The sequence below is a fragment of the Rhizobium sp. SVR5-2C genome (assembly GCF_056755115.1).
On sequence record NZ_JBNDHT010000087.1, the window covers coordinates 13612 to 28139 of the forward strand.

The following is a 14528-nucleotide window of genomic DNA, read 5'->3' on the forward strand; positions in this document are numbered from 1 at the left end:
CTAGTCGGTCGGCGCGATTTCCGACCGGGTGACGAAGACTGGAAGCAGCTTGTAGGACGGCGTCTTCGATTTCGCATCGTGATGTCTCAGCGGAAAAAGCGGGTTGCACTCCGGATAATACGCGGCGCAGCACCCGTTCGGAATGTTATATTCGATGACACGCAGACCTGAGACCTGCCGGCTCACGGAAGTGTCGATCGCGGTTCTGAGATCGACGCTGCCGCCGTTGGCAAGACCAAGTCGGGCGATGTCTTCAGCATTCATGAAGACGACCCTTCTCGTTCCGTCCACGCCACGAAAGCGGTCGCTATAGCCATAGATGGTCGTGTTGAACTGGTCGTTGGAGCGCAGCGTCGACAGATGCAGGACATTTCCGGCATCACCTTGAATGTCGAACTGCGGGAAAAGACGCTCGGGCGTTATGAAATTCGCCTTTCCGGTTTTCGTTACCCATTTGCGCTCGCGAGCAGGCAGGGGACGAGGGATGCCGCCGGGCTGAAACAGGCGCTCGTTGAAATTCTTGAAAGTCTCGGGATAGGTCCGCTCGATTGCGTTCCGGATCTCACTGTAATCGGCGACCCATCGATCCCAGGGTACGTCGGATGCGCCGAGCGTCGCCTTCGCCATTCCGGCGATAATGGCCGGTTCGGAGCGGATTTCCTGGCTCGCCGGCGTGGCCCGCCCCCTGGAGCCATGGAAATGCGCAATGGAGCTTTCTATCGAGACGGCCTGCGCTCCGCTTTCCTGCTGATCGATTTCAATCCGGCCAAGGCATGGCAGAACATACGCGATTTCGCCGTGGATGACATGGCTCCGGTTGAGCTTGGTGGCGATCTGAACAGTCAGCCGCAGTTTCGGCCAGGCCGCCTCCATCGCCTCCGTCTCCGGAATTGCGCGCAGAAAATTGCCGCCGAGGCTGATGAAGCCGCGCGCCTCACCTTTCAGAATGGCTTCGCATGTCTCAACCGTCGAACGTCCAGTCCAGCGAGGGGGTTCGAAGTGATAAAGTTCCGCCAGCTTGTCGAGCGGTGCCAGACCGGGCTTTTCGGTGATGCCGACCGTTCTCTGACCTTGTACATTCGAATGACCGCGTACCGCACAAATATTGGCGCCCGGCTTTCCGATATTGCCGCGCAACAGGGCAAGATTGGCAATCATGTGAACATTGTCGACGCCCATGACCTGCTGCGTCACGCCCATGCCGTAGATGATGAGAACGGTCTGTGCGTTCGCATAGGTCTGCGCTGCTTGGGACATCTGCGCGCGCGTCAGCCCAGAGACGCGCTCAAGCTCACCCCATTCATACGCGCGAGCGGCAGCGGCGAATTCCTCGAAGCCTGTCGTGTGCTGGCGGATGAAGTCGTGATCGAGCACGTGCTTCTTGTCGGCGGCGGCGATCGAGGCGGCAAACGCGACTTCCGCCGCACTAGACGGGTCCTGCGGACGGTCATCGTCACCTGCCACTTTGCTTGCACCGGATGAGTGAAGCGCATCGTCGGCCTCGATCAGCGCCTTGCAGATCCCGAACAAGGCTGCGACATCGCCGCCGTTCTTCACCTGGTAGTATTCCGAGGAGATGGGCGTCTCCTTACTGGTCAGCATCTCGCCCGGCGCCTGGGGATTCTTGAAGCGTTCAAGCCCGCGTTCCCGCAGCAGATTGAAGGTGACGATCGGAACGCCACGGTCGGCCGCATCCTGAAGGTCGTGCAGCATCCTCGGCGAGGAGGTGCCGACGTTCTGCGCGATGTAGAATATGCAACTTGTATTCTGAAAATCTGAAAGAATCGCGGTGCCGACGGAGGCGCCGATGCTTTCCGGTAGTCCGACGGAGGTGCTCTCGTGACACATGTTGGAACTGTCCGGCAGGTTGTTGCTGCCGAACATGCGGGCGAAAAGCTGATACATGTAGGACGCCTCCAACGAGGCGCGGCCCGAGGTGTAAAAGTCCACCTGACGAGGCGATAGTAAACGCAGCTCCTTACCGATCTCTTCGAAGGCGGCCGTCCAATCCACAGGTTCGTATCGGTCATTCGCCGGGTTCCACCGCATTGGATGCGTGAGCCTGCCCTGTTCTTCGAGATCGTGATCCCGCCAGGCTTCGAGCTCGCTGAGCGTATGTTTCGCAAAAAAAGACGCGTCGGCCTTGCGGTGTGTTACTTCCCACGCTGTCGCCTTGGCGCCGTTCTCACAGAATTCGAGAGGACGCGTCTTGGCGGGCTTCGCCCAGGCGCAACTGACGCACATGTAGCCGTCAGGCTTGTTCTGGTGGGCAAGCAGCGTCGGTCCGGCAGCAGGAATGTGTTCTCGAAGAAGAATCTCTCCCACCGCCTTGGCAGAACCCCAGCCGCCTGCCGGGCCGTCATATGGCTTGATCGATGGATGTGTCTTTGGTGCCGCCGTCATCTATTCCTCCGCGAATGTCTTAAAAGCATCGGAGTGCGAACTTTGTTCCATTTCGCCTAAGAGTACGCGTCGAGATCAATCAGGGCATCAAACGGCCCGGAGTCGGTCTGCACCTTCCACGCCAAAATGCCACTTCTACGGCTTTACTCCACTGCTTAGTTGGCATTCTGAATCTTCAGATCGGTTCTTTCGAGCGCCGCAATGCAAAGCCACGAAATTTAGTCCAAAGGATAGGGAGTACACCCGCCGGTCCGCTGCTTTAACGTACGCATACGCTGAAGGCCGCAGGATATCGGGTCGCGGGCATGTTATCATTGCGGCATGGAGATCGACGAGGACAAGATCGACGACGCTGTCCTGGCGCTATTATGGCTGACGCTGCATGACGGGCGTCGGGCGTGGAAGGGTTTTGATTGGGATACGACAGATCGATTGTTCAAAAAGGGCCTGATCGGCGATCCGGCGAACAAGACGAAGTCATTGATCTTGACGGATGAAGGCCTCCAGCGCTCGGAGGAGCTTTTTCGAGCATTGTTTACGCGGCAGCCGCGATAGCAGCCTTTTTCGCTTTCCAATTCCAAGGCAAAAGTTCGTCAATCTTGCTGACCGGATGATCGGCGATGCGGGCGAGCACATCGGCAAGCCAAGCTTGAGGATCGATGTCATTGAGCTTGGCGGTCATGATCAGCGTCGCCATGAATGCGGCGCGATCAGCACCGCGGTCGGAGCCGGCGAAGAGCCATGACTTCCTGCCGAGAGCGAAGCCGCGCAACGCCCGTTCGGCCGCATTGTTGGTCAGGCAAATCCGGCCGTCGCTGAGGAAGGACGTGAAGCCATCCCAGCGCTTCAGCATATAATCGATCGGCTCGGTGACCGGTGAACTGCGCGACAACCTCGTCCGCTCGGTCCGCATCCACTCTTCAAGCTCGTCGACGAGAGAACGGCTTGCCTGCTGACGCCGTTGCAGCCGCTCGCTGACCGAGAGACCGTTGATGTCGCGCTCGATGTCGAACAGCGCATCGATCCGCTTCACGGCCTCGAGGGCCACCGGCGAGATCGGCGTGGCGTTCTTTCCCCGTTTGGCGTTCGTGGCGATGTCGGCCAACACGAAGAACTTGCGACGGGAATGGGCCCAGCACAATGCCTGGGTCAGAGGACCGGAATGCCGGTCCGCCTTAAAGAGTGGATTGTAGCCGCCATAGGCATCGGCTTGCAGAATGCCAGTGAAGTTCTTCAGATGGCGCTCCGGATGCTCCTGCCGCCGATCACGCGAGGCATAGTAGAGGGCGGCTGGCGGTGACGTTCCGCCGAACGGCCGATCATCCCTGACATAGATCCAGATGCGGCCGGTATCGGTCCTGCCCTTCGCCAGGATCGGCACGGTGGTGTCGTCACCATGGAGACGATCAGCGGCCAGCACATGCGCCCCGATCAATCCATGCAGCGGCTTCAAGACCGCGGCGCAAGCACCGACCTGATCGGCAAGCGTCGACAGGCTGAGGTCGATGCCTTCACGGGCATAGCGTTCACTCTGCCGGTTCAGCGGCTGATGCTGGCCGAACTTCTCGAACAGGATCATGGCGAGCAGGTTTGGCCCTGCAAATCCGCGCGGCGTCACATGGAACGGCGCCGGCGGCTGTGCGATCTTCTCGCATTCCCGGCAGGAGAACTTCTCGCGCACCGTTTGAATGACCTTCCACTGGCGCGGGATCACTTCTAGCGTCTCGGTGATGTCCTCGCCCAGCTTCGCCAGCTTGGCCGAGCCGCAGCACGGGCAATTTGTCGGCGGGGAAATGACGACACGTTCGCGCGGCAGGTGCTCAGGAAACGGCTTCCTCGATGGACGCTTGCGCTCGAAGGCTTTGACCGTCAATGATCGTGCCGCCATCTCTGCCGCCAATTCGTCCTGGCTGGCATCGGCTTCCAGCTCTTCGAGCTGCAATTCCATCTGTTCGAGAAGGCGTGCCTTCCGCTCCGAACGGCTGCCATGGATGTCCCGCTTGAGCTTCTCGATCTCTAGTCTGAGCCGAGCGATCAGCGCATCCGAATGCGAGTTTATGGCTTGTGCGCGAGCGGCCACCGCCTCGGCTTCACGGCGTGCCGCACGCTCGGCGAGGATCATCGCATGAGCGCTGGCAAGGTCGTCGGGAAGCTGATCGGCTGCATCGGTCATGGTGGGATGGAATCATATTCGCTCCCGCCTTTCCAGCCATTTCCGCTATCCTGCAGAGCTCGGACGCCAGGTTTTTTTGCGGCATCCGCCAGTCGATCCCTTCGAGCAAATAGCCGAGCTGCGCCGGCGTGATCACCACCGTGCCGTCGGCCGCTGATGGCCAGATAAAGCGGCCACGTTCGAGCTTCTTCGTGAACAGGCAGGCACCCTGGCCGTCGTGCCAAATCACCTTGATCAGGCCGCCCTTCCTGCCGCGGAAGCAGAACAAATGGCCGCTATGCGGATCACGCTTCAGCGTCTCCTGCACCATCAGCGACAGGCCAGGAAAGCCCCTCCGCATGTCCGTATAGCCGCTCGCCAGCCAGACTTTCACACCGCTCGGAACCGGGATCATCGTCGCTCCAGCACGTCGAGAATTCGACCCAAGGCTTCCGTATCGACATCGCTATCTACGCGAATGCGCCGACCGCGGCCAAGCTCGATCATCACGATGCTTGTCTTCTTGCGCGGTAACGGCGGCGATTTGGTTTCCGCGGCCTCGGGCTCCGGCAATGCCGCGACAACCGTCACCGGCATGAATTGCGAGGCTGATGGCGCCGATATCTGGCAGAGCTCTTTGCGCCATCGGAACAACTGACCGGCCTGGATGCCGGCCGAGCGGGCGACCTCCGATACGCTGGCGTCCGGTTCCAGACACGCCGCAACCAGCCGTTCTTTTTCTTCACGAGACCATCGGCGGCGGCGCTCGACCGACGTAATAACCTCAACATGCTGCTTCGTCATAAGACTATCCCTAGTGCTACCACTAGGACTTGCGCCGTTCAGCCTACCTCGGCAAGGCGGCCGTTACCGTGGGGATACGCTTTAACGCTAGGTTTAAATTGTTCCTATGCGGTAGCGTACAGTCTTAAGGTGCTGCGCGGGGAAGCATCCGGCGTATCGGCAGCTAAGCGCAAGCAAGCTCCTATCCCACGTCTGGCTCGCTAGTGATCATGCAGGAAGGGAACTGGATCACCCTCGAGGAATCTCGAGCGCAGATTCCGAAATGGCATGACCAGGAAGCCCTCGTACGATAGATGACGCAGTCTTGGCGGAAATCGCGGAATGACAGAAGGCACGACGGCATGCGGCGGCTAGATGCGATAATATCTTAAGAGGCTCGCCTGTGAAGCAAGCGAGCCTCTTAATGGTGGACCCCGTAGAGAGCGCGCGACGACTCTACTTGGTGCGTTATCCCAACAAGTCCCACAGTGTTCCCGTGCGGTAGCGAATGGTTAACGCACAGCGCGAATGACGGCTCAAGCGAAGAAAACGCCCTTGCCGCTTCGGGGCTGCTGTATGGATCTTTCAGCCTACTTCAGCAGCGTCACCCATTCGTTCGTTCGCCCTGGCGGTATTGGGGCGCTCGCTGAGCGGATCAGGGCATCGTGCCGGACGACTTACATACCCGGCCTTAAGCACGAGGCCGCCTTCGCAGTGGTTCCAAAGGGGCAGGCACGTAGCGATCCCCTCATACATGCGTGACCTTTCATTTTACGTCTATTGACTAATGCAGCGAGGCTGCGTCGGAAAACTTCGTTTCACCAAGCATTTCACAAAGATGGCTGCGAGCCCGGTTTACTCGGCTCTTGATGGTGCCGACCTCGCAGTGGCAGATCACGGCGGCTTCCTCGTAACTCGTGCCTCCCAGGACGAGGAGCAGAGCATCGCGATTACGCGCCGCGAGCTTGTCGATTGCAGCCTGCACGTCACGGGCTCTGAGCGACCAATCCTGCGTCGATGTCACCGGCGCCTGATATTCCGCGAGATCACTAACGTAACCAACAGGCTCGCGCTTGCGTCGTTTGTAATTGCTGCAATGTGTGTTGCGCATGATTGTGAAAAGCCAGGATTTCAGGCTTGTGCCGTCTTGGAACTGTTCGAGATGACAGAGTGCCTTTGAAACGGTTTCCTGCACCAGATCCTCGGCGTCATTGTCAACCCGCTCGAACCGTCTGGCAAATGCTTTAAGTGCTGGAAGCAGGGAAATGATTTCCGTCTGGGATGCGCAGTTGAATTCAACTGAAGCCTTTGGCATGGCATTTCTCCTTCTTTGCTGGAGCAATGCCTTGGCAATAGGGGCGTTCCCGAGAAAATATTTGAGTACGTTAGCGTACAACCTAGTTTGGTGAAAATCGTGACCGCGCGGCAGAAGCACGAAGGGTCGCTCATCGCGCGTGTTAGAACTGGAAGAGGACTGCGGCCGCGCAAATAACGCTCGCGGTTCAACTGCGTCCAGTTCGTTAAGGTATGGTCCGAGGCTCTGCCAAGAGTGCAGGCGTTAAACGGTCTTCCATCTGCCGCTGCTTACTTCACCACTGCGGAGATCGGGTAAACCGCGATGATATCCCCATTTTCATCGACGATTTCGAACCGCTTTTTGCCTATCTGTTCGCCTTGTACAACTAGTTCTGCCACTATCTCGCGGGCCGCTTGGAGCGCCTCTTCTTGTACGGCCGCGAGGTTCGGCAGATCTATACCTTCGAGGTCTTCTTCGATCTGATCGTCTTCGCGGATATGAAAGAAATATCTTGCCATTGGACCGGACGCTCGTGGCTCAAGGAAACAGCGAGGGGCCGTTTCCTTTGGCGAACAGCGTGGATGTACGAATGTTCCCGTCCAATAGCGTACAGAGGTCGCCTAATCGACGGTGGGAGAGCGAAGAGTTGGTGGTGGGCCTAGAAAGAGCTCAAACTTTTAAGAAGGAAAAGTGGAATCCAGCGACCCTCGCTTTCGAATGGCCCGCGCTACGTCATTTCTCTTTCTCGCGAACAAAGACTCCACGAGGACCTCATAAGCGGAACTGAGCCGGCTCAACATCGCCGAGAGGCCCGGCAGACACTAAGCGCATCCAATCGCTACCCATCAACGTAACCCGAAGAAGCTCAAAAGCGCGATCACGATTACAACGGCACCGACAAGCCAAATCAGATTGTTCACTGGAAATCCCTTCTCCGGTTCGAGTTGAGCAAAGACATTGCCAGCTTTAAACTCATGTACAGGCTTACGGTTCCACCCATCGAAGCCTCATTGAGCGCGTGCTCTCCTTCCAACACGGTCAGTCGAGTGCCATATGCCGCTCGGCCACTTTAGCTTAATTCAGCTTACTGGCTACTTTGTTTGCCGCGCCTCGAAGAGAGTCGTGCGGGCGACGCTTCTCCGGGCTCATTGAGGGTCTTCCGACCGCTCTTTCCCTATTTGCTGATTTCCGAGACGGAGGATGCGGCTGAGAGCGGCTCTCCCATCTTCCGATAACACGTATCTCGCCTCCCGCAGCGCTTCTTGCCACGCAGGCCCACGCTCCCACGCCTCGTCGTACGCCAGCGCGAAGTCGGATGCTCGCCTCGTCTGGTAGAGAGCTTCGAACAGCAGCTCGGCTTGCCGGATGTCCTTGTCGCGCTTCAACGCACTCAAATCATTCATTCGTCGTCGTGTGGCCACGATGAGCTTATGGACAGCATACCGAGACGGTTCCGGGACGGTCACAGGGATCCCGCTCTTGTGTAGCAGGATGGTCCTTACTGGATCTCGGATCAGGAAATCGAGGAAGCGCAGCGGGTCAGCGCTTGCCCCGCCGAGGGCAGGCATCTTCGCGGGTTGGTCCATGTAGTCGTCAGAACCGCGGTTCGACGTCAGGAACTCGACCCTGAACCCACTGTCCGTTTGGAACGCGGACGCCGCCGCGGCGCCTGATCGATGAGGCACCGGCCGAAAGGTTGGATCGACGCCCTGCAGCAGCTCGACAATCGGAGGGAGGCTGTCCTGCACCTCGGATGAGATGGCATAGTCCTGGGGGACGTCCGCATCGCCGGTGAGGATCGCCGCCATGGGCAGGCGCACGCCGAGGAGGCCGCTGTACGTCTGGAAGGCGACCGTGCCGATGAGGACGCCCCGGAGCCGGAAGAGGCCTCCGGCCGCCAGCGCTTCGACGACGTCGCCGGACATGCTGTCGGGGGCGATCATGCCGCCCTCGCGAGTCAGGGTGGACACCATCCGTCGACGGGCGCGAAGATCGTCTTTCTCGCGCTTGAAGGTCTCGACACGGCGAGCGATGCCCTCATCGGTCGCAGGACCGACGTAGCGACGTGTCCTACCGCGTTGTCCATCCGCAAGATCGAAATACCAGTAGCGGCGACCCTTCACGGTGACGGGCGTGAACCTGCCTTCGGAAGGAAAGTCGGCCGTCCATGCGGCGTCGAGCGAGCGCTGGCCCAACTCGGCAAGCATCGTCTGGTACATGAGGTCAATAGTCTTCAAAGGTGCCATCCTTTTTAGCCAGCTCCTACTACTCGCTCGTAGCAGGACGTGCATCGGCGCCGATCGTCGGCGTAGCAATCTTGCCGCCTTTAAGGACGTGCATTCCGATCTTCAGGACGATCCCTGCAGGCTTCTGGGCGCACCGCTGGTACGTACGGAGATCGTGATCCGTCATCATATGGAATCATAGCGTTATACCTCTTTTGTAAAAGGGTATAACTGGCGAAGGGGTGGTGTGCAAGAGGGGACGGTGGCAGAGACGGCCTGAGGATATGTCTATCGTAGTTATACCCTTTTTGCGGAAAGGTCATAACCGATTGTTCGAGGTAGGACGATCATAGGAACCGTGTAAGGGAGGGCTGCGTCGACAGCAAGTTTACTGGATTCCCGCCTCGGCTGAGGATGTGATCGGCATATTGCGCAGCGTAAAACAGACCGCTTTACTTGGTGACTTCCGCCAAATTTAATGAGGAGGCTTTTATCGATAAAGATGTTATCTGAAGGTCGAGCGCCGACACGGCACGGCAACAAGAACAAATGGCTCGTTTGTTCCATAACACAGATTATGCGATTATTGCAATTTCAGGTTGTTTCAAACAGCTTTGTCCTATAGAGTCATCGCAATGCCATTGCGGCGCCCTATCCCATTGAAACGTCTTCATGAAGACACATAAAATGGACATGCAACGCGGCCGCCCACCGCGCATCGTACTTTCTCGTTAGACCAACACTATATTACCTATGGTAGTTCCTGCCGGATACTCATGTGCGACATAGGTGGAACATCCCATGCTCGCCGCCGCGGTTGCTCGGGGAGCGACTGTCCTGGTGAAAAATCTTCAGAGTGGAGGAGATGATGTATCCGACGATTTCTGCAAAGCGAAAATCGCGTCCAGTAGAGTGCCTACGGTCCGGAGTGTTTCGGGTGAAAGCGCCTGGACCATCTTCGTGACACGACGCCGTTCGTGAGCTTCCTCTTCCGTGGTTCCCCATAGATGAGGGGCAGCTTCGAAGAGCAGATCGTCGGGATAAATCCCGAGCACTTCGCAAAGGTGAAGGACTTGCGTAGCGTGGAGCTTCGTTACCGCCCGCTCGTATCTTCCATAGACTGCTTCGATAGATCCTAGAAGGAGAGCGAGCTCTGCCCTGGACAGGTCTTTCTCGATACGAAACCGCCGCAACGAACCAGCAATCGCTTCATCCATTGCCTTCGGCGTTGAGATGCCATCGAACCCCACGCGCCGATAGACCGGCCGCTCCCCTTTTGGGTCGTCTGCTGCCTCGAGCCCCGCCTCGATAATGTATGCGTCAGTCCTTGCCGTCATGCATTCCTGCCCAAGTCCGTGCGGTGACTTATATCATTCGCCCGATGATTGGCTATGCGATTTTCGAAAACTCATTCGTCGGCTCAAAGCTGTTCGATGCAGTGCGGTCGCCGGTTCGCACATTTGATAAGTTTCAGTCATGGAAGAAGACGCCGGCTCGTAGAGGCACGCAGACGTTCCATTATGCACGTCATCGCCTTGAAGAGGCGATCCGCGAGCCGCGCGTCCGCGAGTTTCGTCTCATCGCAGCGCTTGCAGTTGAGGCTCGACACGGCGAATCAGCGACGTTGTGACAGCACTCACGATGCAGCCGACATGGTCCGCACGCTCCATATTGCTCCGAATACCGGCACGCGGACGTCGGCTAGGACCGGCACAGGCGAATCAAGAAGGCTAAGCGGCACTCCCCTCTCGTCGAAAGAGGAGAAGATAGAACGACTTACGACCCGAAAACCAAAGAGCAGAACCGTCCAATCAGCTCGACCCTCGACCCTGATCTTCGCACGACACCGCCAAAGTGCCGACGCGCGAATTCGTGGGTTGGCAGGTGGTCGCCCTCGTTGTCGTCGCGATAGCAGCGATTGCTTATAGAGTGGAGCGGAACGGATACCGATGCAGAGACGACGCCCTCAACAAGCAATTCAGAGCCAGGTTCGGCAAAGCCAGTTGCACGTGACAACACGGCGGCAGCCTCAGCTACTCCGCCAGCGCACCAGTGATTTCTTCAGGACTTGAATATTTCAAATCACGTGCCACTTCCATCCCATAGAATTTGTCTCGGTCGGCTGACCCCGGATGTACTGCCGCAGGAATTGAGACGGATCGAGGAAGGTCGGACGATGTTTCGTTCCGGCCTTTTCTTATGCCCCGTGGACTAGTGGACGGCGATTGACGTCGGCGAGTTGACCTTCATCGACATCAGCCCATGATAGGTTTGGATCAATCGCGGGGTTATTTCACCGACTGTTTTGTGTCCTCCGTTGTAAAGATCTATGGCGGCGCTGCAGAGTACTTCCGTGCTTTCATCATTAAATGGTACACCGTAGTGTCGGTACCACCCCTGCACCGCTTGAGAGAGTATCTTGAAGTCCACCTCGCGCATGCTTTTGTAAAATTCAGACATTCCTCGCCTCATATCGTCGAACGCATATGATATAGTTAGTAATAGGTATTAATGTAAGCAGTTTTGGTTACCACTAAGGCTTTGATCAATTGTTGTTGAACACGCAAAACCGTCGCACCATCCGTCACCTCCCCCAAAAGGCCCGGAGATGAACTCCGGGCCAATTTTGTATCACTACCAACGCTGGCTGCCATACCAGTCGTCGATGTCTTGGCGTATGCGATCGCGCTCCAATCCATAACGCTCTTGGATCTTGCCTTCGAGTTGGTCACGCTTGCCCGCAATTTGGTCAAGGTCGTCGTCAGTGAGTTCGCCCCACTGTTCCTTGATCTTGCCCTTCATCTGCTTCCAGTTACCTTCGACACGATTCCAATCCATTGTGTTTCCTCCTTTGGCGTCAAACCGCTCCGCGCAAAGCTGTTCAGCTCGCACACCGGCCCGCATAGCGATCGAGTTTGTCCGTCCGAACGTTACTGGCAGTTGCCAGCGGCATTTGCAGCTACATCAGGTGCGGTCTTGGTCGCGTTATTGGTTGCTGTCTTGCCCTGAACACAGTCCGAGGAATCCTTCTTCCCTTGGGAGTCCTTTTCGGTATTGGAAGTGCTGTTAGGTGACGGGTTGTTATTGCTTTCCACCCCCGAACCTGAAACGCCGGCAGCGCCGCTTGTACCGCTGGTGCTGCCGCTGTTGCTCTGTGCCATGGCCGACGTTGCAAGACCGATCGAAAGAGCAGAGACCGTGATGAGTTTCAGAAGCATTGGAGATCCTCCCATTTAGCTTTGGTTAGATGCACCCAACTACGTTGCTCTTTCATTGTTCCAAATTCGTATCGGAGATGTGGTCGATGAAGGCTGCGTTAAGCTGCGCAGCTATGTCGTCGGAGACCGATGAGCCTCCGTCCCGACGCTTCCATAGGCAGACCAGTTTCCTTATCGAAGACCGACCAGGAACCATCTGCCTGCCGGACGGACGCGGCTTTTGGTCCGTTGGCAATTGGCGTCGAGCCGTGGGAACCTCCCGCCGCCGAACTTTGGAGACAGGTGCCGGTTCCTCACATTTCTCATTTGATCTCGAAAATCGCCGCCTCGTCCTGCTCCTCTCGAAGCCCCTTGTACGAGGCATGCTGGAGCTTCCCGTCATGGGTCCAGGCGCGGTATTCGATCTCGGCAATGTATCGGCTTCACATAGACCGCATCCCGCTTCTCCTGCCGGTGTCGGCGGCCGGTGTCGAGATCGCGATCTTGTCCATCTGCTCCCCGAGCTCGTCTCCTGAGCGTTCGTTGAAGCCGGTCCCTACCCCCATAGGCCAGACAATCGCCCTTGCGCGCCGCGAGGAAGACAAGAGCCGGCACATCGGCCGCTCGTGAATATCTATCGGGAAAATGGCCAGGAGATTGGGAAAATGCTGCTCAATGAGAGCTTCGCTCGAGAGTGGCGGCCGGGCATCGAAATAATTGGTGCTATTGATCGCGGCGCTCTCGATCTGGCGCTATACTCGATTTCGGCAAAGACCGGCGGAAGGCAACGGCATGATAGTTATTCTTCCTTGATGTAAGCCGCGCCTCGACGCTTTGCTAACAAGCCTCTCTCCTGAAGTGAGTTGGCAACCTCGTCGCCCTCTTCTTGTTCCAGAAACGAGGCCACCCCAAGACTTCCTGAATCGCTCTTTCAGCCTGCTTTCGGATATCCGACTCCGCTAACTGATCGCCTCGTTCCGTCTCCAGAAACGCTTGCTCTCTTTCTGCCTGCCGAATTGCTGCGCGTCTCGCCTCGAGCAAGGCTATATTCTCTTGAATTGTATCCCTGCTACCTTTCCAGACCATCCGCTTGCTCCCAATCGGAAGGCCCACACAGCCAAGCCCATGTGGGCCGTGCGTCGCTGAGGCTTGGGTTATGCGCCGTCCTCAGCTCAGAAAAAACATACAGGAAGATGGGCCGATCCGAAAGTCGAAGGTCTGCCGGAAGATCAAGGAAAGCCGCGCCAGCCGTCTTGGGGGAATATCGCTGCTGGGGCTAGCGATGCTGGGCCCTATTGCCGGCGCCATCGGGAGCTTCGCGCTGTTGCTATTTCTCCGCTGAGCTCATGGTACGCTACCGGACGGGAACAGTCGCTGAATCTGGTCGTTCGGCGACTCGGAGCCGCGTGGCAGCATCTGCTTACCCCTTCCTTGCCCATCTGGAAGGTCGCGCGGCTCCGCCTCTTTATCATGACTCCCATGCTGCCGCGGGTTTTTGACCGTAGCCGCGCCGCCATCATCTTGCCTTGCAGTTTGCCGTAACCGTCGCTGCCGAAGAGATGCAGTGGCAAGGTGCCGGAGACGATACTGAGCAGGCCATTGCCCATGCCGAAAATCACGGCGAAGACCATAGCCCCCGGCACGGATGGAGCGGAAAGCAGCAAAACCAGCACGCCGACCGGAAGAAGCGTTGCCGCTGTTACTGCAAGGCCGAGCGGCGGTAGGTTCTTGCCGAAGACCATGTTGGTCAACCGGCTGCCGACCTGCGACGGGCCGAACAGCGTGCCAACGAGCGCTGCAGTTGCGCCGAGCCCGAGGCCCGAAAGCAACGGTACGAGATGCACTAGCATGGCCGACCTGACCAGCGACATAAGCGAGAAGCCCGTTACCATCACGGCAAAGCCGAGCCTGCGGCGCTCTGGTGCCAAGATTCCCTTCACTGGCGGAGCCGCGGTCGAGGCGGCGGCCCGCTCAGTGGTCGTGCTGCGCGACAGCCATGCATGGATCGGCAGGCAGATAGCCAGATTGAGGGCGGCGTAAACCAGATAGACGTTTTGCCAATTGAGATGCGAATGCAGCGCCGTGGTGATCGGCCAGAAAATCGTCGATGCAAAACCGCCGATGAGCGTCAGATAGGTGATGCTGCGGGAAGCGACCTGCGGACGCAACTGCACCAGAAGCGCGAACGCCGCGCTATACTGGACGAGGTTGGAAGCGACTTCGACGGCAATGAGAGCCACAACATAAGCTGCCCTGGTCGGCGCCAAGGCGCAGGCGATGAGAGCGAGGGCCGCGACAAGCGAGCCGATCGCCATCACGCGGCCGGCTCCGATCTTGTCGAACAATGCCCCGAGCCATGGCGCCGTGAGGCCGCCTGTCAGAAGGGCCGCCGAAAGCGCCGAAAACCCACTCGCTCGACCAGCCGAATTGCGCGGCCATATCGGAAGCGAGAATGCTGAAACTGTAATAGA

13 protein-coding genes and 2 pseudogenes are annotated in these 14528 nt (G+C 57.9%); 2 read left to right on the forward strand and 13 right to left on the reverse strand.

What is annotated here, in order from left to right:
- On the reverse strand, positions 1-2403 hold the full coding sequence (locus ACPYOI_RS22630; protein WP_481423382.1) for an FdhF/YdeP family oxidoreductase: 2403 nt from the start codon (positions 2401-2403) through the stop codon (positions 1-3).
- A 321-nt stretch (positions 2404-2724) separates the two neighbouring features.
- Between ACPYOI_RS22630 and ACPYOI_RS22635 the strand changes: the two genes are divergently transcribed.
- The gene (locus tag ACPYOI_RS22635) at positions 2725-2958 is read left to right on the forward strand and encodes a DUF6429 family protein (RefSeq protein WP_173421957.1); all 234 of its coding nucleotides are present in this window, start codon (positions 2725-2727) and stop codon (positions 2956-2958) included.
- On the opposite strand, the gene tnpC is transcribed toward ACPYOI_RS22635, so the two are convergent.
- The 11 genes and pseudogenes from tnpC to ACPYOI_RS22690 all read right to left on the reverse strand — a co-directional run.
- Positions 2939-4576 (reverse strand): IS66 family transposase, encoded by a 1638-nt coding sequence (tnpC, locus tag ACPYOI_RS22640; protein WP_481423383.1) that lies wholly within the window; start codon positions 4574-4576, stop codon positions 2939-2941. The genes ACPYOI_RS22635 and tnpC overlap by 20 nt on opposite strands.
- Positions 4494-4949 carry an IS66 family insertion sequence element accessory protein TnpB gene (gene tnpB, locus ACPYOI_RS22645; protein ID WP_481423384.1) on the reverse strand — a complete coding sequence of 152 codons (456 nt, stop codon included), beginning with the start codon at positions 4947-4949 and terminating at the stop codon, positions 4494-4496. The genes tnpC and tnpB overlap by 83 nt, the downstream gene beginning before the upstream one ends.
- Before the next feature lie 17 nt (positions 4950-4966).
- Positions 4967-5359, reverse strand: a complete 393-nt coding sequence (gene tnpA / locus ACPYOI_RS22650) for an IS66-like element accessory protein TnpA (RefSeq protein WP_481423385.1) — start codon at positions 5357-5359, stop codon at positions 4967-4969.
- A gap of 763 nt (positions 5360-6122) precedes the next feature.
- Complete coding sequence (locus ACPYOI_RS22655; protein ID WP_481423389.1) at positions 6123-6653, reverse strand: sigma-70 family RNA polymerase sigma factor; 531 nt, start codon at positions 6651-6653, stop codon at positions 6123-6125.
- Between the two features lie 269 nt (positions 6654-6922).
- Entirely contained in the window at positions 6923-7153 is a 231-nt protein-coding gene (locus ACPYOI_RS22660; RefSeq protein ID WP_168832375.1) for a DUF6894 family protein, read from the reverse strand.
- Positions 7154-7780: 627 nt separating this feature from the next.
- Positions 7781-8872, reverse strand: coding sequence for a nucleotidyltransferase family protein (locus tag ACPYOI_RS22665; protein ID WP_481423386.1), 1092 nt, complete (start codon positions 8870-8872; stop codon positions 7781-7783).
- Positions 8873-9711: 839 nt separating this feature from the next.
- The gene (locus tag ACPYOI_RS22670; protein ID WP_481423387.1) at positions 9712-10197 is read right to left on the reverse strand and encodes a helix-turn-helix domain-containing protein; all 486 of its coding nucleotides are present in this window, start codon (positions 10195-10197) and stop codon (positions 9712-9714) included.
- 874 nt (positions 10198-11071) lie between these two features.
- The gene (locus ACPYOI_RS22675) at positions 11072-11320 is read right to left on the reverse strand and encodes a hypothetical protein (protein ID WP_481423388.1); all 249 of its coding nucleotides are present in this window, start codon (positions 11318-11320) and stop codon (positions 11072-11074) included.
- 174 nt (positions 11321-11494) lie between these two features.
- Positions 11495-11698: a CsbD family protein gene (locus tag ACPYOI_RS22680; protein ID WP_168834267.1), complete on the reverse strand. Its 204-nt coding sequence runs from the start codon at positions 11696-11698 to the stop codon at positions 11495-11497.
- A gap of 92 nt (positions 11699-11790) precedes the next feature.
- Entirely contained in the window at positions 11791-12078 is a 288-nt protein-coding gene (locus ACPYOI_RS22685; protein WP_481418036.1) for a hypothetical protein, read from the reverse strand.
- A gap of 302 nt (positions 12079-12380) precedes the next feature.
- Positions 12381-12668: pseudogene (locus tag ACPYOI_RS22690) on the reverse strand (ATP dependent DNA ligase); the annotation flags it as partial.
- 54 nt (positions 12669-12722) lie between these two features.
- Between ACPYOI_RS22690 and ACPYOI_RS22695 the strand changes: the two are divergent.
- Complete coding sequence (locus ACPYOI_RS22695; protein ID WP_481418037.1) at positions 12723-12875, forward strand: hypothetical protein; 153 nt, start codon at positions 12723-12725, stop codon at positions 12873-12875.
- Between the two features lie 474 nt (positions 12876-13349).
- Here ACPYOI_RS22695 and arsK read toward each other — a convergent pair.
- A pseudogene (gene arsK, locus ACPYOI_RS22700) lies at positions 13350-14528 on the reverse strand (arsenite efflux MFS transporter ArsK); the annotation flags it as partial.

Bases quoted from the DNA above. Each gene is read 5' to 3' on its own strand.
- tnpC (WP_481423383.1), bottom strand. From the start codon at position 4,576: ATGACCGATGCAGCCGATCAGCTTCCCGACGACCTTGCCAGCGCTCAT.
- ACPYOI_RS22660 (WP_168832375.1), bottom strand. From the start codon at position 7,153: ATGGCAAGATATTTCTTTCATATCCGCGAAGACGATCAGATCGAAGAA.
- ACPYOI_RS22670 (WP_481423387.1), bottom strand. From the start codon at position 10,197: ATGACGGCAAGGACTGACGCATACATTATCGAGGCGGGGCTCGAGGCA.
- ACPYOI_RS22635 (WP_173421957.1), top strand. From the start codon at position 2,725: ATGGAGATCGACGAGGACAAGATCGACGACGCTGTCCTGGCGCTATTA.
- ACPYOI_RS22655 (WP_481423389.1), bottom strand. From the start codon at position 6,653: ATGCCAAAGGCTTCAGTTGAATTCAACTGCGCATCCCAGACGGAAATC.
- ACPYOI_RS22675 (WP_481423388.1), bottom strand. From the start codon at position 11,320: ATGTCTGAATTTTACAAAAGCATGCGCGAGGTGGACTTCAAGATACTC.
- ACPYOI_RS22695 (WP_481418037.1), top strand. From the start codon at position 12,723: ATGCTGCTCAATGAGAGCTTCGCTCGAGAGTGGCGGCCGGGCATCGAA.
- ACPYOI_RS22630 (WP_481423382.1), bottom strand. From the start codon at position 2,403: ATGACGGCGGCACCAAAGACACATCCATCGATCAAGCCATATGACGGC.
- tnpA (WP_481423385.1), bottom strand. From the start codon at position 5,359: ATGACGAAGCAGCATGTTGAGGTTATTACGTCGGTCGAGCGCCGCCGC.
- ACPYOI_RS22685 (WP_481418036.1), bottom strand. From the start codon at position 12,078: ATGCTTCTGAAACTCATCACGGTCTCTGCTCTTTCGATCGGTCTTGCA.
- ACPYOI_RS22680 (WP_168834267.1), bottom strand. From the start codon at position 11,698: ATGGATTGGAATCGTGTCGAAGGTAACTGGAAGCAGATGAAGGGCAAG.